The organism is Alcanivorax sp., from assembly GCF_040119285.1.
Taxonomy (GTDB): Bacteria; Pseudomonadota; Gammaproteobacteria; order Pseudomonadales; family Alcanivoracaceae; genus Alcanivorax.
In genome coordinates, this window is record NZ_JBEDTY010000004.1 from 307,417 (window position 1) to 323,416 (window position 16,000).

A 16,000-nucleotide genomic window follows, 5' to 3' on the forward strand; every position below is an offset into this window, starting at 1 on the left:
GGCTTTTTCACTTAAGGGCTACGGGGCTTCGGATCAACGATATTCCACTTCGAAGGTGACGGCACTAGATACATTGCCAGCAGTCACCGTTTCACCATTAACTTTAACTAGGCCGGCTTCCAGCTGGAAGGTTTCAGTCGTATCAGCAGGGTTGCGTGTCCCAAGGGGGGCAGTAAGCGTGGTTTGTCCATCCAGTGTGACAGGGGTAGCGGTATTGCGCTGCCTGAGTTGAAAAGCGACACCTTCTGCAACGCCGGGCATGCCTTGATCAAGGGGTCGAAGGTCAGTGGTGGAACCTGCAACCAGCTGACCAGAAGCGGGTAGAAAGGCAACACGGATTAGTGAACCGGAAAAGCTGTTTCCTGAATCTGAGAGTGATCGAGGTGGCACACAGTTAACAAGCTGAATATCAAAAGGCGTAGCGGATACATAGCTTCCGGGTGTTAGCGAGGAAGCCATTGCTGGGTCCAGCGTGACGGTTTGTGAGGGAGTAGCAAGATCACAGCTTGAACGAGTGAATATATAGTTGATGGTGGTGGAAATATCCACATTGATTCTCCCAAAAAGGCCGGTGTTGATCTCCATTCGACCAATCCCTCCTGATTGGCTGATGCTGCTACCGATAAAACTGTTCATGGTGCCGAATGTGATAACAGTATAAGTATGAAATGTTATCGAAGAGAGAAGGTTAAGACTCAATAGTGCTCCAGAGCAGAGGTTACCATTGAGTCCGCAATAGCGAGTAAATGAACCTTGTTCGATGGCGTAAAAAGTTTGTAGATGTATTCCAGAGGAAACGCGTAACCGCGAGGCGGTTTGACTGCTAAATCCAGCAGGTAAGGATACGCTTGAAGGCGGTGGGAAATTTCCTGTATTGGTGAAAGGGGAGTTGATTTCACTATAAATAGTGGGGATGACGCCAACGGCAATACAGCCGGCATAGGTTGATGTTTCTTCAATGACGACAGAGTAGCTGTCAGAGGAATCGCCAGGAATAGCCACGGATCCTGATGATCGCTGAAAGACGATGTTCTGATCGAAGGGGCCGTTCAGGCAGAAACCGACAGCACTGGCCGAGTGGCTAAATAAGCCCATAAAAAGAACACCCATGATGGCTAGGAATAATCGAATCACGGTGAGATCTCCCTCGGCCCATGGTCATCAATACCACCGAAATCATTGATACTTTGGAAATGGAATCGGGTGTAACCACAGGGTTGGCACTTAACAATAAATTCCTCGCCGGGGAGCAAGGTTAATAACGCGTCTAGAGGATGTTTTTTTCCCGTCTTGTCTTCCAGTAGAGGAGAAAGAAAAGAAACAGAAAAGGGGGCCGGGTTTTTAATGCTCACCCCTTCCTCGGTGAAGCTGATTTTCAAGGAGTCTGGGGCCTCTGAGGCGGATAATTCATTTAGTGCGTCAGGCCGATAAAAAAGCTTGATACGGATACGCTGAGCAAATTGTAGCGTGTTGGAATTTTTGGGTTCCGGTGGGATCTCCTGAACATTGATCCAATAAACTGACTCCACCTCTTCGCTGAGAGGGGGGGTGGCCAGGATAAAGCGTAGTTTTTGGGTTTCACCTGGCTCTACTCGAAACACCGGAGGGGTAATAACAAAATTTGGCGCGTCGCTGTGGGGCGAATTTCCTTCTTCCTTATGGAAAGGGCCAGTCCATGCTTGTCCAGCATAGGGGAGTGTGCTGGTATTCATAACAGAGAGGGTGACGTCATTGTCGCCTGCGTTGTAGACCACTCGCGTACTGCCAAGCACGAAAGCGGCTTGTGCGTGGCTGCTGATAAAAATAAAGATAACGACTAGAAAAATGAATGCCTTTTTCATTAATTGTCTCCGCTGGCGACACAGGTCAGCTTATCAATGATCGTAATGCCAGGCGCAGATTCAATGTGATCAGGCAGGCTGAAAGTACAACCGGCACCGGGAATGAAATAACTGGATTGATTCTGGATGTGGTTAATGAGCGCGTAACCGCTGCCATCAATAGTGGACACATTGTTACCGTCGGCATCAACGATAAGGCTGCCAAAAGGCGCGACTTGATTGGTGTCGTCCATTATACGAACCAGGAACCGCTGGGTTGGGTAGATGTTGAACTTGGCAAGAGACACCGCACCCCGTTCGGGGGTGATAAAGTGGCTACGATTACTGGTTTCCAGGTTAGCATCAAGCCTGGAAAAATCCATGGAGACTTCTTGCTGGCGGTAGGGTTGGACTTGAGGCAGTAAAGCCATACCATTGCTATTGGTGGTTACAGGGAGAGCCCCGGTTTGGAAGGTGACATCTTCTACACCTCCGGTGTCCGCAATGATCGCCGTTTCGCCGAGTCGGCGACCGAAAATGATCCCGCCTTTATGAACAAGAACCGAGCCGCCTGCCTGAGCAAAGTAAAGATCATGGTTCTTGCTATGTGAGGTGCCAGCGGTGAGTCCTGTGCTTTGACCGGAGTAAGATAATCGAGCAGAACTTTCTACAAGGTCGTCGTTGCTTCTCCCGCTGGTTACGTTGTACGAGAAACGCTCATCGGGAAGCAACCCGGATATGCCGGCATTAAAGTCTGTCCCGGCATCACTGTGGGTTTGCTGATAATTGACATAAGTAGGTCGCCTATTTTTCGAACCCAAAGGCAGGCTGGCGCTGATGCTAACGGTATTATCACGCTTACCGTTCAGGTTTTCGTTGTGTGAGAAAGATAAGCTGTAGCTCATGTCCTTATAATTATTGCTGTAACCGCTAACAAGAAAATTTCTTTGTCCTTTGGCTTTCCAATATTTTTCCTGAGATCCCGTGACGTATAGTGAGCCATAACTTCCCAAACTTTGGGTCAGCGTGGCTTCTGTCCGACTTTTTCTTTGCGAAATAATACTGCCGTCCGATTCGATTACCGCTTCATTAAAGGTGCGAAACCCCTCGGTAGAATAACGATAACCGAGAATCTGAATATTGGTGTATCGGGTTAGGGATTTGGCATAGAAAAAACGGTAACTGTTGCCATCAGCATCTTTTCCCATTTTGTCGGGCCGGAAATAAGATCTGGACGCATCCACAGAAAATCCACCCAGTTTTCCCAGGTTGAAGCCTACTCCCATGGTGTGTATCGAATACTCTTGGCTTACTAGGCCTCCGCCAAATAAGGTAACATCGTTATCCAAACCATGGCTGATTTCAGTATTGATGAACCAAGGTTCATCGGTATTCTCGTTGCGATATCTGCCTGCTGTAATTGTATACTCCCATAGTCCCGGCCTGACTAGATTCGGGATTTGGGTGTAGGGCTGAACAAATCGTTTTTGCGAGCCATCCTCTTCGGTAATAGTGACGGTTAAGTCGCCATTGCTCAGCGATGGTATATCATCAATGGCAAACTCACCCGGTGGGACAAACTGTTCATAAATGGTATAGCTGTTCTGCGTAATTGATACCCTGGCGTTACTTTGGGCAATGCCTCTAATGACAGGTGCATAACCCTGAAATCGGGGTTCTAGCATGGAGCGATCAGTCCCTAGACTAATTCCAGTAAAGGCAAAACCGTCGATGAGATTGCTGCGAAGAAAGGTTTCCCCCGCGGTAAGTTCGCTTCTCAACGAGGGGATTGCGGTGTAGGCATAGCTTTCTTTACTCTCCCAGTCAGCCTCTTGCCCGGTAGAGTCTGAATAATTTAGATTGCTACGAAAGTGAATGCCATTGATGTCTGCACCCAGGTTGAGATCTGTATAAAATTGCGACCTGCTGCTTTGTTGGTCTCTCGATTGCTTGCTTCCTGAAGCCAGATAGTTCATCCGAAAGTTGTTGATACCCTTGTCCCATAAATTAGGCTCTATCAACTGCCGGGTTGTGGTTAATGCAATTTGTGGGATCCGTATATCAAGATTCATGCGTTTAGCGTTAAGCGTTAAGAAACTGTCTGGTGCAGCAGCTATATCAATGCAGCGCATGGTTATATCTGTGTAACGAGAATAGTAGGCGGTATTAATGCCCAGCTGCACAGCGAGAGGATGGGTGATACATGGCGCTGTGCCCTTTGCTTGAGAAATGACTTCCACGTCGGTATCTGTGACTTGAGCACCGTTAACTGAAATGGTGAGAGGGTAAACGCCGGGTATCAGACCTTGTGCCTTTTCAAGGTGGCTAATGTCTACGTCGGTATTGTTTTGTTTGACAAAAAAATCGGATGTGAAGCGGGTTGTTGCTTGAATCTCTTGTTCGGCACTAGCCGCTTGCGCTGAGGCAATCAGAATGAATAACCCTAAAGGGTTAACCGCATATCTCTTCTTCTGATGTGCCATTTGGGACGCCCTTCGCCGTAAAGGGGAGGAGGCAGGCCTCCCCCCTGTGTTCCACTCAGTTAAAAACAATTGAGTAGTTGGCGATGGAGCGAACTTGGCCTTCTGTTACTGCGGTAGCGTCGGTGGCGGCGTAGCCTACATTGAAGTCAAGGCTGGCGCCTGAAGCGTCGGCAATGGTCGCTGGGGTGCCGTTAACGGTTACTGAGGTTGTGCCATCAGATTCAAGTAGCTGCATGCCAACATTGGCAGCACCGCCCGTAGCGATGTTCTGCAGGATGTTATGGCCGACATAAAGTTGACCCGTCCATTGTACGGAGGCGCCTTTGCCGGCCAGATTGCATGTTGCAGAGCCTGCATCTGTAGCAACAAGGGAGAACCCGGTTGTCTTGTAGGCGGTATCTGAAGCCAGGAACTCGGCGGTAGTAATTGGATCGAGAGTGACGGTGTTATCGGCTTGAGCGATCCCTTGTTGGGAGACATCCAGCGTACACGTTGTGTCGCTGACCACCCCGTTGAAAATCACTTCACCGGTGTTGGCTATGGCGATTGAGCTGATGCCGCCAATGGCGACGACGGATAAGATGCGAGTAAGATTGTTCATTTTTGTGCTCCAAATGTTGTTTTAGGTTATTTAACGTAACCTTATGTAAACTGAATCACATTTGGGCTGTCGCTTTTTATACGTTTTAAGTACCCCCCTCCCTTTGTTTATATATTCGAATGGTATTCGCTAGATATGATGAAGCGAAGCTATTGCTATTGTCGTTTTAAGTGCTTGTAGTTAAAGGTGTTAAAATAACGAGCGGAGATCCGGATGATCTTGACTTGACGTATTTTTATTCCTTTATGCCATCAATAGAGAATGAAAGATAACCAATCGAGCTTAAAAAAAGAAAGTTATGTAAGCCTATCGCTATAGAAAGCCTGCTCAGCGTTGTACCCGCATGCCTAAAGAGACGGGGAGAGGCTTTGGTGGGTGCTCGTAGTGTTACGATCAGTTGCAGTTTGTGTTACTGCTTCCAGAACATCGGCGTGAATAGCACTAGCAGGGTAAAGATTTCCAGCCGCCCGGCGACCATCAGTACGGTCATCATCCATTTGGCGCTGTCGGTGATATTGGCAAAGCCGCCGCCTACTTGGCCGATACCCACGCCCAGGTTGTTGAGGCTGGCCGCTACGGCGCTGACAGCAGTGGTCAGGTCCATGCCGGTCATGGTGAACAGTAGGGTGAAAATAACCGAGATAGCGATATAAACACCCACAAAGCCCCATACGGCTTGGAGCACCCTGTCGGGAATCGTTTGACGTCCGAAGCGCAAGGCAAACATGCCGTTAGGGTAAATGAGTCGGCGCAGTTCGCGAATGCTGTGGTGGAAAACCAGTGCTGCGCGTACGACTTTCATGCCGCCGCCGGTTGAACCGGCACAGCCACCTATAAAGCTGGTAAATACCAACAAGAAGGGGATGAACCCAGGGAAGGCTGCAGCGTTGGTGCTGGTTAGCCCGGTACCGGTACTGAACGAGGCTACTTGGAAGGCGGAATGGCGCAGGGCGTCATCCACGGAAAAGTCGTAATGAAAGAACAGCAGGCCAGCAGTAATGATGGCGGTGTAGATCAGGAATAGGCCGATAAAAAAGCGGAACTCTGGGTCACGCAGATAAGCCAGCAGTGATCGGCCTCGCCATACGGCAAAATGCAAGGCGAAGTTAAGCCCGCCGATAAGAATAAAAATGGTAGCTGTCCAGTCGATAAGAGCATTATCCCAGTAGGCCATGGAGGCATCGTGGGTGGAAAAGCCGCCGGTGGCGACGGTGCTGAAGCTGTGGCAGATGGCATCAAAAACAGTCATGCCAAACGCCCAGTAAAGGACGGCGCAAGCAATGGTAATGAACAGATAGATAAACCACAGGGCTTTGGCGGTTTCCGCAATGCGCGGGGTTAGCTTGGTGTCCTTCATGGGGCCGGGAATTTCGGCTTTGTACAGCTGCATGCCGCCGATGCCAAGCATGGGCAAAATCGCCACGGCTAATACTACTACGCCCATGCCGCCGAGCCATTGTAGCTGTTGGCGGTAGTAGAGAATGGATTTGGGCAGGAAATCGATTCCCGACAGAATGGTGGCGCCGGTGGTGGTTAGGCCAGATATGGATTCGAATACCGCATCGGTGAATCCCACCGGCACATCATCGCTGATGATTAGCGGCAGTGCCCCGATTACGCCCAGTACCGACCAGAAAAGAGTGACCACCAGGAAACCGTCACGGGTCTGCAGCTCGGATTTATTACGAAAGAACGGCAGCCAAAGACTCAACCCAAGCGCTAAGGTAATGACAAAAGAAACCAGGAAGGGAGTTTCACTGCCTTCCTGGTACCAATATGACACTGCCACTGGCGGCATCATGGTAAAGCTGAAGACGACGAGCAGCAGGCCGAGAATTTTCGAAATTAACGCGAAGTGCATGAGAGTACCTGCTGGCAGACCGGCACGGACCTTGTATCACGCGGTAACCTGATATAGCCATGGCTTTGCTTCTGCGTGGTGCGCTGTTGCGTGGTTGCGTGCATGCGTTTCCTAAAAAAACGTAAAGCCGACCTGGAATAGTTTTTCCACGTCTCGGGTTCGGCGTTTATCGATCAGGAACAGAATGACGTGATCGTCCGGTTCGATCACCACATGGTCGTGGGCAATCAGCACTTTTTCGCCGCGCACTACGGCACCAATGGTGGTGCCTTCCGGTAGGTCAATTTCATCAATGGCGCGCCCCACCACTTTGGATGACTTGGCGTCGCCGTGGGCAATCGCTTCGATGGCTTCTGCCGCGCCCCGGCGAAGGGAATAAACATTGACTACATCGCCTCGGCGCACATGGCTAAGCAGACTACCAATGGTGGACTGCTGAGGCGAGATGGCGATGTCAATGTCATGCCCTTGTACCAGATCTACATAGGCCGGGTTGGAAATCAGGGTCATCACTTTACGAGCGCCCAGTCGTTTTGCCAGCAGTGAGGCCATGATGTTGGCTTCGTCATCGTTGGTCAGCGCGCAGAATACATCGGTGTTTTCGATGTTCGCCTTGAGCAATTCGTCACGATCCGTGGCCAAGCCTTGCAGCACCACGGTCTGGTGCAGTTTCTCGCCCAGCCATTCAGCCCGTTTGGGCATGCGCTCCAGGACTTTCACGTTGTAGCGATGCTGAATGGTCTTGGCTAGGCGGTAACCAATATTGCCGCCGCCAGCGATAATGATGCGCTTGTAGTTATGCTCAAGCCGACGCAGTTCACTCATAACGGCACGGATATCGTTTTTGGCAGCGATGAAAAACACTTCATCGTCGGCTTCGATAACCGTGTTGCCTTCCGGGATGATGGGGCGGCCACGACGGAAAATAGCCGCCACGCGGGTATCCACGTTGGGCATGTGTGTGCGCAATTCGCGTAATTCATTGCCCACCAGTGGGCCGCCGTAATAGGCCCGCACAGCAACCAGTTGTACTCGGCCGCCGGCAAAGTTTACTACCTGCAGGGCGCCAGGGTGTTCGATCAGACGCTTGATGTAATCGGTTACCACCTGTTCAGGGCTGATGATTACATCAATAGGCAGGGCATTTTCGTTGAACAGTTTTTCCGAGCGGCTGGTGTAGTGGGCGGTACGAATGCGGGCGATCTTGGAGGGCGTGCGGAACAGGGAGTAGGCCACCTGACAGGCAATCATGTTGACCTCGTCAGAGTTGGTTACCGCGATGAGCATGTCCGCATCTTCAGCGCCGGCATTCTTGAGTACGGCCGGGTAGCAGCCCATGCCGCGTACCGTGCCGATATCTAGCCGGTCGCCCAGCTCGCGCAGGCGCTCATCATCGGTGTCGATGACGGTGATGTCGTTGCGTTCATTGGCCAGGTTTTCAGCCAGAGTGCCGCCGACTTGGCCAGCACCGAGAATAATAATTTTCATGAACTGAGTTGGGCCCCCGATTCTTTACGCAGGCAAGCCAAGTAGAAACCGTCCGGACCGTGTTGTTCCGGGAACAGTTGCCACCCTGCGTCCACCATTGTGGCCCCTTCCGGCCGAGGCGTCACATCCCTAGCCTGTGGCTGACGTTGCAAGAAGTTACGCACCTGATGATCGTTCTCGTCTCGCAGTACCGAACAGGTGGCATACACCAGCATGCCGCCGGGTTTGAGCAGGGGCCATAGTGCATCCAGCATGCGCGCTTGTAAATCAACCAGTACACCGATGTCCGAGGATTTGCGGTGCCACTTCACATCTGGCTGGCGGCGCAGGATGCCAGTGGCGGAGCACGGCGCGTCCAGCAAAATGGCATCGAAGGGGGTGCCGTCCCACCAGGTTTTCGGATCGCTGGCGTCACCCTGCAGCAGGGTCACGTCGGTGCCCAGCCTCGCCAGGTTCTCGCGGATGCGCGCTAGCCGTTTACTTTCCAGTTCCAGCGCAGAGAGATCTGCGGCTGGGAATTTCTCACGTAATTGACCGGTTTTGCCCCCGGGGGCGGCGCAGGCATCCAGGATGCGACCCTTTGCCGGGGCTTGCAGCAATTCAGCAGGCAACTGGGCGGCCTCGTCCTGAACGGACAGGGCGCCCTGCTCAAAGCCGGGCAGTTGGAGCACCGGGCGGGCGGGCTGCAGGTAAATGCTGTAAGGGGCAATGTAGCCGGCGCGGGCGCCTTCGCCCAAGGCGGCGATGGCATCAGCTCGTTGTTGCTGCTGCCGATTTACTCGCAAGGTAAATGGGGGCGTTTGCAGGTTGGCGCGGGCCATGGCGTCGGCGTTGTTGGGCCAATCCTTTTCCCAGCGTTTAAACAGCCAGTCCGGCAGGCTTAACTGGATATTGATGGGGGCGTCGGCCACGGCTTGCTCAAGGGTGATCTGGCTAGCTTTGCGCAGCACCGCATTGCTAAGGCCCGCAGCCCAGGGGGCTTTCAGCTTTCGGCATAGCTGCGGGTAGGCGTTGACGATGGCGTGGGCCGGCCGGTTGCTGAACCATAGCTCGTAGAGGCCCGCCAGCAAGGCCAGGCGTACCGGTTGGGCGCTGCCCTTGAGGGGTTTGGATAGCTGTTGATTAAGCCAGTGATTGAGAGGACGCAAATGGCGGCAGACGCCAAAGCAAATATCGCGCATTTGTCCGCCGTCGCTACCTTGCAATGGGAAGTCGCGCAGTACCTCGCGGAGACTTTCGCCGTCGCCCTTGCCTGGCAGTACCCGGTTTAGCGCGCGTACCGCGCTCAGGCGCGGGTCAGGCGTTGCCACTGTGGTCACCAGATTCATTGATAATGGCATCGCCCAGTGGTTCGCCTACCGAAAACAAGGTGGGGTTGCCCCGTAGTAGGTCCGCCACCGCCATCCGTCGTTTGCCGGGCAATTGCAGTTCTTCAAGTATCAGGCTGCCATCGCCGGTGGCCACATGGATACCCTGGTCGTCCACGCTGAGAATATAGCCCGGTTCATCGTTTTCTTGTGCCGGTTGTGGGCTTTCACTGGCGCGCCAGATGCGCATGGGCTGACCGTTCAGTGGCACCCAGCTCACCGGGAAAGGGTTGAAAGCTCGAATGCGATTGTAGAGCGCGCGCGTGGGCAGGCGAAAATCCAGCCGCGCTTCGGCCTTGCTTAGCTTATGGGCGTAAGTGATGCCTTCATCTGGTTGTGGCGTGGCGTTGGCCAGGTATTTTTCCAGGTCCTGCAGCACGGTGACTAGCAGGCGGGCGCCTTGGGCGGCCAATCGATCATGCAGTTCTCCGCCAGTCTCGCTATCGCCGATAGGCAGTGATTCACTCAGCAGCATGGGGCCGGTATCGAGCCCGGCTTCCATTTGCATAATGGTGTTGCCGGTTTCCGTGTCGCCAGCGGTAATGGCCCGCTGGATGGGTGCGGCACCGCGCCAGCGCGGCAATAGCGAGCCGTGCACATTCAGGCAGCCTAGCCGCGGCATGTCCAGCACTGCCTGAGGAATGATCAGGCCGTAGGCCACCACAACCAGTGCATCCAGCTCTAGATCATGCAGCTGTTGGCGAATGGTTTCGCCTTTTAGGTTTTCCGGCTGCAGTACGGTAATGCCTTGGCTATGGGCCAGTTGTTTGACCGGGCTTTGCTGCAATTTCTTGCCGCGCCCGGCGGCACGATCCGGTTGGGTGAGCACTGCCACAACCTGATGACCGTTATCCAGCACGGCCTGTAGGCTGGCGGCGGCGAAATCCGGGGTGCCGGCGAAGGCGAGACGTAAGGGTTTCAAAAAAAGGCCTCTGGGTTGGGAACGGCAAGCTACAATCTACAAGCTACAACGCGGAAATGGTGGGCGTTACGCCTTCTAGCGTGCAGCTAATGTTAAGCCTGCTGGCGGTGGATTTTTTCCAGCTTCTTCTTGATGCGGTCGCGCTTTAGCCGGGATACGTAATCTACGAATAGCTTGCCGTTCAAGTGATCCATTTCATGCTGGATACAGGTGGCGAGCAGCTCGTCTGCTTCCACTTCGAAGGCGTTACCGTCCCGGTCTAGAGCGTTAATCCTTACCCGCGCTGGACGTGGCACCTTTTCGTAGAAGCCCGGCACCGACAGGCAGCCTTCTTCGTAAGGGGCCAGTTCTTCGGTGAGCGGAGTGATTTGTGGGTTGATAAACACCATGGGTTCGTTGTGCTCTTCGGACAGATCCATGACGATCAATTGAATATGCACGTCGACCTGGGTAGCAGCCAAGCCTATCCCCGGGGCGGCGTACATGGTTTCAAGCATGTCGTCGATCAGTTTGCGAAGCTCGTCATCTACCTTTTCCACCGGCTTTGCTACTGTGCGTAGTCGTGGGTCGGGGAATTCCAGTATTTCCAGTTTAGCCATGTGCCTTCTCAGAAGTTGCGGTAGTACTCGAATTTCGGTTGCTAAATATATGATCGCATTGCTAATATCCAAAAGGAACCGCGTCTACAATAAAGGATCGCGGTCGCTCTCGGGGATGAGTCCAATAATGATAAAAGGAATCCGATTATGATGAAATCGGTCCAGCGCGCCTTGGCCTTTGGCTTGGTGCTGGCGGTGTCCGGTATGGTCTCCGCAGCGGTGGTGCTCAAAGATGGGCACCCCAGCAAGTATTTCGTGAAAAACGGCGATACCCTTTGGGATATCAGCGGCCGTTTCCTGCAAGAGCCGTGGCAGTGGCCTGAAATCTGGCAGATTAATGAGGACATCAGTAACCCTCATCTGATCTACCCCGGCGACGAAATCCGTCTGTCCTATGTTGATGGTGAACCGCGCCTTTCGGTGAAGCGAGGCGTGGAAGAAACCATAATGTCCAATGGTACAGTGAAACTCACCCCACGGGTGCGTGAAATTGCCAATGATGAGGCGATTCCCGCCATCCCAGCCAGTGCGATTCAGTCCTACCTGAAAGAAGGATTGGTGGTTGATCGCAAGGAAATCGTTGAAGCCCCCTATCTGGTGGGTGGCCGCGATCGCCGTGTGATCTTCGGTGAAGGCGATACCGTTTATGCCCGTGATACTGCCACCCAATGGGAAGATCTCGAACAGGGCTATGGTTTCTACCGCACGGGTGAGCAATACGTGGACCCGGACACCAATGAAGTTCTGGGTTACGAAGCTCGCCAGATCGGTCTTGGCCGAGTGGCCAGTCACGATGGCGACATGATCACCCTGCGGGTCACTGATTCCAGTGAAGACTTGCGCATTGATGATCGCCTGTTCTCCACTGAAGACCGACGTGTTCGCGCGGTACTGTATCCGTCTGCACCGGATACCAAGATTGAGGCGAAAGTGATTCGCTTCTTTGATCGCCTTAATAGTGTGGCCCGTAACGACGTAGTAGTGATCAACAAGGGCCTGCGTGACGGCCTGAAAGAAGGCAACGTGCTGGATATATATGGTCAGGGCGAAGTGGTCCGCGACCGCCAGCAGGGTGACATGGTCCAGCTGCCCCGTGAGAAAACCGGTTCCATGGTGATCTTCCGGGTCTTCGACAAGGTGGCTTATGGCTTGATTATGGAGTCCACACGGCCTATTTATATGCACGATATCGCCGAAAGCCCGGCGGGCAGCTACTGATCTACTGATAGTTCGCTAACCGCTTGAGGCTGAGCCTCTGACGCCCGAGAATACGCTCTTTCTATGCATGGAAAGGGCGTACTCTCGTATCCGGATCTTTGTTTTTATGGTTAGACTACCGGCTTGAGAGCCACAGGTTTGACTCCAGACATTATTCCAGCGCACACAGGGAGGTGGGCGAAATGGATGGACAATTTAAACGCCTGCTACTGCAGGCGTTATTTTCCCCGTCTTCAGCGGCGCTGGGCCGCGCTTTGCAGCAACATCGGATTGCTTCGGCACCGGTATCAGATTTTCTTCCTTTACTGCCGGCCGGCCTGAAAGAGCGTGCCCGGCTGCTGGATAATACCGGCAACCTTCCCGTGTATTTCGAACAATTGCGTGAGCAGGGCTGGCGTTGGATTGCGTTGGGTGATGCGGATTATCCGCCGTTGCTGGCTCAGATCAACGATGCGCCTGGGGTGATTGCTGTCCGCGGCAGTATAGAGGCTTTGAATGCGCCCTCGTTGGCCATGGTGGGCGCGCGCAATGCGTCAGCTGATGGCCTCGACAACAGTCGCCGGTTTGCCCGTAATTTAGCCGCTAGCGGCTTTGTTATTATCAGCGGGCTGGCATTGGGCATCGATGCGGCTGCCCACCGGGGGGCGGTGAGTGCCGGGCGCACAGTGGCGGTGCTTGGCAGTGGCCCGGATTGCATCTATCCGCCTCGCAATGGGTTGCTGGCCGGGCAGATCGTCGACAACGGTGGTGCCTTGGTGTCTGAGTTCGCCCCGGGTTCGCGCCCGCTTCCTGCGCAGTTCCCTATGCGTAATCGTGTTATTAGCGGGCTCAGTCTGGGCACTATTGTGGTAGAGGCTGCGATCAAGAGTGGCTCGTTGATTACCGCACGCACAGCGTTGTCTCAGGGGCGTGAAGTCTTTGCTATTCCGGGCAGTATCCACAATCCGCTTAGCAAGGGCTGTCATCAGCTGTTGCGTGACGGCGCCAGCTGGCTGGAGTCCGTGGACGATATCTTCCACGCTTTTGGCGATTTCCAGCGCAGTGTGGAAGCTACAGGGATTCAGTGTGAGGCGCCAGCTTTGCTGGCTCATCTCACCGGGGGCCTGAATGCCCTAGATACCCTGCAGGCCCGTACGGGTTTGCCCATGTCGGAGCTGGCCGGCCAACTGGCTGACCTGGAGTTGGAAGGCTGGGTGGAACGGGTTGCCGGCGGGTATTTAAAGCGCCAGGGCTAGCGGATTCTGACTTGAGTCGCGGGGCCGTGCAGGGTAATTTGCCGCTTTTGCTTTCAAGGCTTGGTCATGGAACAGCATCTGCTCAGTGCGGCACAGATCATTCAGGCGGGAGGCGTGGTGGCTTACCCCACCGAGTCCGTCTATGGCTTGGGCTGCGATCCGTTTAATCGGAACGCGGTAGAGCAGCTGCTAGCGATCAAGCATCGCCCGGTGAGCAAAGGGCTGATTCTGATCGGCGAGAGTGTCGCACAGCTGGCGCCCTATCTGCGCCTGACCGAACGGCAGGCTACCCAGCTGCAACAGCAATGGCCGGCCCCGGTCACCTACCTGATTGATGCCAGTGACCGTCTGCCGGCCTGGGTGCGCGGGCAACACCGCAAGGTGGCGGTGCGCGTGCCGGACCACCCATTGGCGCGGCAGTTATGCCAGCTGGTCGGTCAGCCGATCATTTCCACCAGCGCCAACATCAGTGGCCGCCCGGCCGCTCGCACTCGTTATCAGGTGGCCCGGCAGCTGGGTGATCAACTCGACTTTATTGTTAGCGGCGCCTGTGACCGGGGAGCCAAACCCTCTACCATTATTGACTTGGAAAGCGGACGCACCGTGCGCCCGTGAACATACCGAGAGCCCCCGGGGAGAGCACCATGTCAGAGGTTTCGCTGCAGGCGGTGAAAGACTACCTGTTGAATCTGCAGGACCGCATTTGCGATGCGCTGGGCGCTGAAGACGGCGCAGCCACTTTCCGTGAAGATAGCTGGGAGCGCGAGCAAGGCGGGGGGGGGCGTAGCCGAGTGCTGGAAAATGGTGCGGTGATTGAAAAGGGTGGGGTGAATTTCTCCCATGTATTCGGTGAGCAGTTGCCGCCCTCGGCTACTGAGGCGCGCCCGGAGTTGGCTGGCCGCAGTTTTCAGGCCATGGGTGTGTCACTGGTGATTCACCCGAAAAACCCCTACGCCCCTACTAGCCATGCCAATGTCCGCTTTTTTGTAGCAGAAAAAGAAGGCGAAGCCCCGGTGTGGTGGTTTGGCGGCGGCTTTGACCTAACGCCTTACTACGGCTTTGAGGAGGACGTGGTGCACTGGCACCAGACAGCTAAAGCTGCCTGCCAACCGTTTGGTAAGGAAATCTATCCGGAATTCAAAACCTGGTGTGATGATTATTTCTATCTCAAGCATCGCAATGAACCGCGCGGGGTGGGGGGGCTGTTTTTTGATGATCTGAACCGGTTTGATTTCGATACCAGCTTTGCCTTGATGCGCAGCATCGGTGATGCCTATGTGCCGGCCTATCAGCCGATTTTGGCACGCCGTAAAGATCATGAATATGGGGATCGCGAACGCCAGTTTCAGCTGTACCGTCGCGGCCGTTATGTGGAGTTCAATCTGGTCTACGATCGCGGCACTATCTTTGGCCTGCAGTCTGGTGGCCGTACCGAATCAATCCTGATGTCGCTGCCGCCGCTGGTACGCTGGGATTACGATCACCACCCCGAACCGGACAGTGCCGAGAGTGAGCTCTACCAGAAATTTTTGATTCACCGGGAGTGGGCATGAGCGGAGAAAAAGCCGTGGCGGATGTCGGGTTATATTGTGTCTTTGGCAATCCGGTAAGCCACTCACGTTCGCCGGAAATTCACCATGCATTCGCTGCCCAGCATAGCGACCCCATGAAATATGAAAAACGCGAAGCGCCCCTGGATGATTTCGCAGGGGCGGTGCAGGCCTTCCGTGAGGCCGGCGGGCTGGGGGCAAATGTCACCGTTCCTTTTAAGGAGCAGGCCTTTGCGCTGTGTGATGCCATCACCGAGCGGGCAGACCAGGCCGGCGCGGTGAACACTTTGTGGTGGGATGGCGATCAGCTGCATGGGGATAACACCGATGGCGCGGGCTTGGTAAAAGACATTCGTGATAATCAGGGCTGGGCAATTCGCAAGAAGCGGGTGCTTATTCTGGGCGCGGGTGGTGCTGTGCGCGGTGTGCTGGGGCCGATACTGGCGCAGGAGCCCACCTTGTTGCGCATTGCCAATCGCACCAAGGAGAAAGCCGAAGCCTTGGCGGGCCACGTCATGAAAGGAGAAGGCCCACCCGTGCTGGGGGGTGGTCTGGATAACCTCATGGGGCAGTTTGATCTGGTAATTAATGCGATTTCGGCGGGCTTGCACGGTGAGATGCCCGCCTTGCCTGATGGTTTGCTGGCAGAGGGCGCAGTGGCCTACGACATGGTTTATGGCAGTGAGCCCACCCCGTTCATGCGTTGGGCAGAGCAGCAAGGCGCTGCGGCCACAGCGGATGGTTTGGGTATGTTGGTTGAGCAGGCGGCTGAGGCGTTTGAAATCTGGCGGGGCTGGCGCCCGAATAGCGCACCCGTCATGGCTTCGTTGCGTTAGCAGCCCGTGGCTAACGGTAC

At 54.3% G+C, this 16,000-nt stretch carries 14 protein-coding genes; 5 read left to right on the forward strand and 9 right to left on the reverse strand.

Going from position 1 to position 16,000, the window contains the following annotated elements:
• Nucleotides 1–33: 33 nt before the first annotated feature.
• The 9 genes from ABNH10_RS02400 to def all read right to left on the reverse strand — a co-directional run bounded on the left by ABNH10_RS02400 (nucleotide 34) and on the right by def (nucleotide 11,141).
• A complete protein-coding gene (locus ABNH10_RS02400; protein ID WP_349384588.1) occupies nucleotides 34–1,134 on the reverse strand; it encodes a fimbrial protein in 1,101 nt (366 codons plus the stop codon).
• On the reverse strand, nucleotides 1,131–1,841 hold the full coding sequence (locus ABNH10_RS02405; protein ID WP_349384589.1) for a fimbrial biogenesis chaperone: 711 nt from the start codon (nucleotides 1,839–1,841) through the stop codon (nucleotides 1,131–1,133). The genes ABNH10_RS02400 and ABNH10_RS02405 overlap by 4 nt, the downstream gene beginning before the upstream one ends.
• A complete protein-coding gene (locus ABNH10_RS02410) occupies nucleotides 1,841–4,303 on the reverse strand; it encodes a fimbria/pilus outer membrane usher protein (RefSeq protein ID WP_349384590.1) in 2,463 nt (820 codons plus the stop codon). Before ABNH10_RS02410 ends, ABNH10_RS02405 begins: the two co-directional genes overlap by 1 nt.
• 55 nt (nucleotides 4,304–4,358) lie before the next feature.
• Entirely contained in the window at nucleotides 4,359–4,904 is a 546-nt protein-coding gene (locus ABNH10_RS02415) for a fimbrial protein (protein WP_349384591.1), read from the reverse strand.
• Nucleotides 4,905–5,313: 409 nt separating this feature from the next.
• On the reverse strand, nucleotides 5,314–6,765 hold the full coding sequence (locus tag ABNH10_RS02420; protein ID WP_288367773.1) for a TrkH family potassium uptake protein: 1,452 nt from the start codon (nucleotides 6,763–6,765) through the stop codon (nucleotides 5,314–5,316).
• Between the two features lie 111 nt (nucleotides 6,766–6,876).
• Nucleotides 6,877–8,253 (reverse strand): Trk system potassium transporter TrkA, encoded by a 1,377-nt coding sequence (gene trkA / locus ABNH10_RS02425; RefSeq protein WP_349384592.1) that lies wholly within the window; start codon nucleotides 8,251–8,253, stop codon nucleotides 6,877–6,879.
• Entirely contained in the window at nucleotides 8,250–9,581 is a 1,332-nt protein-coding gene (gene rsmB / locus ABNH10_RS02430; RefSeq protein ID WP_349384593.1) for a 16S rRNA (cytosine(967)-C(5))-methyltransferase RsmB, read from the reverse strand. Before rsmB ends, trkA begins: the two co-directional genes overlap by 4 nt.
• Complete coding sequence (gene fmt / locus ABNH10_RS02435) at nucleotides 9,550–10,542, reverse strand: methionyl-tRNA formyltransferase (protein WP_349384594.1); 993 nt, start codon at nucleotides 10,540–10,542, stop codon at nucleotides 9,550–9,552. Before fmt ends, rsmB begins: the two co-directional genes overlap by 32 nt.
• Nucleotides 10,543–10,634: 92 nt before the next feature.
• Complete coding sequence (gene def, locus ABNH10_RS02440; RefSeq protein ID WP_349384595.1) at nucleotides 10,635–11,141, reverse strand: peptide deformylase; 507 nt, start codon at nucleotides 11,139–11,141, stop codon at nucleotides 10,635–10,637.
• A gap of 147 nt (nucleotides 11,142–11,288) precedes the next feature.
• On the opposite strand from def, the gene ABNH10_RS02445 reads away from it, so the two are divergent.
• From ABNH10_RS02445 to aroE, 5 genes are all read left to right on the forward strand, one after another.
• Nucleotides 11,289–12,359 carry a LysM peptidoglycan-binding domain-containing protein gene (locus ABNH10_RS02445; RefSeq protein ID WP_349384596.1) on the forward strand — a complete coding sequence of 357 codons (1,071 nt, stop codon included), beginning with the start codon at nucleotides 11,289–11,291 and terminating at the stop codon, nucleotides 12,357–12,359.
• A gap of 182 nt (nucleotides 12,360–12,541) precedes the next feature.
• Complete coding sequence (dprA, locus tag ABNH10_RS02450; protein ID WP_349384597.1) at nucleotides 12,542–13,594, forward strand: DNA-processing protein DprA; 1,053 nt, start codon at nucleotides 12,542–12,544, stop codon at nucleotides 13,592–13,594.
• 66 nt (nucleotides 13,595–13,660) lie between these two features.
• Entirely contained in the window at nucleotides 13,661–14,209 is a 549-nt protein-coding gene (gene tsaC / locus ABNH10_RS02455) for an L-threonylcarbamoyladenylate synthase type 1 TsaC (RefSeq protein ID WP_349384598.1), read from the forward strand.
• Between the two features lie 29 nt (nucleotides 14,210–14,238).
• Complete coding sequence (hemF, locus tag ABNH10_RS02460) at nucleotides 14,239–15,147, forward strand: oxygen-dependent coproporphyrinogen oxidase (protein ID WP_349384599.1); 909 nt, start codon at nucleotides 14,239–14,241, stop codon at nucleotides 15,145–15,147.
• Entirely contained in the window at nucleotides 15,144–15,980 is an 837-nt protein-coding gene (aroE, locus tag ABNH10_RS02465; protein WP_349384600.1) for a shikimate dehydrogenase, read from the forward strand. Before hemF ends, aroE begins: the two co-directional genes overlap by 4 nt.
• Nucleotides 15,981–16,000 lie beyond the last annotated feature (20 nt).

Excerpts from the sequence above, each read along its gene's own strand:
- def (WP_349384595.1), bottom strand. The coding sequence starts at position 11,141 with ATGGCTAAACTGGAAATACTGGAATTCCCCGACCCACGACTACGCACA.
- tsaC (WP_349384598.1), top strand. The coding sequence starts at position 13,661 with ATGGAACAGCATCTGCTCAGTGCGGCACAGATCATTCAGGCGGGAGGC.
- ABNH10_RS02445 (WP_349384596.1), top strand. The coding sequence starts at position 11,289 with ATGATGAAATCGGTCCAGCGCGCCTTGGCCTTTGGCTTGGTGCTGGCG.
- aroE (WP_349384600.1), top strand. The coding sequence starts at position 15,144 with ATGAGCGGAGAAAAAGCCGTGGCGGATGTCGGGTTATATTGTGTCTTT.
- rsmB (WP_349384593.1), bottom strand. The coding sequence starts at position 9,581 with ATGAATCTGGTGACCACAGTGGCAACGCCTGACCCGCGCCTGAGCGCG.
- dprA (WP_349384597.1), top strand. The coding sequence starts at position 12,542 with ATGGATGGACAATTTAAACGCCTGCTACTGCAGGCGTTATTTTCCCCG.
- hemF (WP_349384599.1), top strand. The coding sequence starts at position 14,239 with ATGTCAGAGGTTTCGCTGCAGGCGGTGAAAGACTACCTGTTGAATCTG.
- ABNH10_RS02415 (WP_349384591.1), bottom strand. The coding sequence starts at position 4,904 with ATGAACAATCTTACTCGCATCTTATCCGTCGTCGCCATTGGCGGCATC.
- ABNH10_RS02420 (WP_288367773.1), bottom strand. The coding sequence starts at position 6,765 with ATGCACTTCGCGTTAATTTCGAAAATTCTCGGCCTGCTGCTCGTCGTC.
- trkA (WP_349384592.1), bottom strand. The coding sequence starts at position 8,253 with ATGAAAATTATTATTCTCGGTGCTGGCCAAGTCGGCGGCACTCTGGCT.
- ABNH10_RS02405 (WP_349384589.1), bottom strand. The coding sequence starts at position 1,841 with ATGAAAAAGGCATTCATTTTTCTAGTCGTTATCTTTATTTTTATCAGC.
- ABNH10_RS02410 (WP_349384590.1), bottom strand. The coding sequence starts at position 4,303 with ATGGCACATCAGAAGAAGAGATATGCGGTTAACCCTTTAGGGTTATTC.